General features: G+C 37.4%; 1 protein-coding gene and 1 pseudogene. Both read left to right on the top strand.

What is annotated here, in order from left to right; all coding sequences use genetic code 11:
* A partial coding sequence (locus ACFIN0_RS09810; RefSeq protein WP_375651490.1) for a hypothetical protein occupies positions 1–681 on the top strand: 681 nt, incomplete at its 5' end.
* Positions 682–763: 82 nt separating this feature from the next.
* Positions 764–951, top strand: a pseudogene (locus tag ACFIN0_RS09805) (hypothetical protein); the annotation flags it as partial.

Raw genomic sequence — 951 nt, 5'->3', positions numbered from 1 at the left:
GAATTTATTGATGATTGTGAATATATCGATGGTCATTTCTTAACTCGAATTAGAGCCTTAAGAGATTTTGATGATGTCAAAAAAGGTGACCTCGGTGGCTATATTGAAAGTGAAGATAATCTCTCTCATGAAGGTAATTGCTGGGTGTATAATAAAGCTCGGGTCTTTCAAAATGCACGCGTCTTTGGAAATGCTAAAGTAAAAAGCTTTTTTGTTGATGTCTATGGTAATGCGCAAATTTATGGGAATGCTATTTTTGAAGGTATGACATTAAAGGACAATGCAAAGCTGTCTGGTAATGCGCATGCTAACAACGCCGTTGTAATTGAAGGCAATGCACAAATTTATGATAACGCCCGTGTCACTGATCATGCTCATATTTCCGATAATGCTGTCATTTGTGATGATGCTCATGTCGGAGGCAATGCAAAAATAAGTGGCTCTGCTTACATTTGTGATGAATCACGTGTTTTTGATGATGCCGTTATTTGTGATGCTCTTATCTCTGGTTCTTCATATATTCATAGCAATGCCTCTTTAACAGCTAATGAAGATATCTGTGATGATGCATATCCTGAGTTTGGTAGCGAAGATGATTATTATCGTCATGAGTATTATGCTGATTTTGAAGGGTATTATGACGATGATAATGACAGCGAATATGAAAGTGATGCTGCGTAAATGACACGCGCGGGCGCGGCGGGGGCGCCCTCCTTTAAACATCTCATTTAAAAATTTAAATCTCTATAAAGGAATTGTGCTCATGCAAAAGAAGTTTGCACTCACAAATGAAACGCGTGTAATTAATAATCATACCCTTTATCGCATTAAAGCATTAAAAGACTTTGCTGATGTTAAAGCAGGTACTTTAGGGGGCTTTATTGAAAAGGAAGATAACCTTTCTCATGATGGCAATTGCTGGGTTTATGATAATGCTTGTGTTGTAAAATC

This window comes from Bartonella sp. AA89HNZF (genome assembly GCF_042196905.1).
Taxonomy (GTDB): domain Bacteria; phylum Pseudomonadota; class Alphaproteobacteria; order Rhizobiales; family Rhizobiaceae; genus Bartonella.
This window is presented reverse-complemented; position numbering and strand designations above follow the sequence as displayed.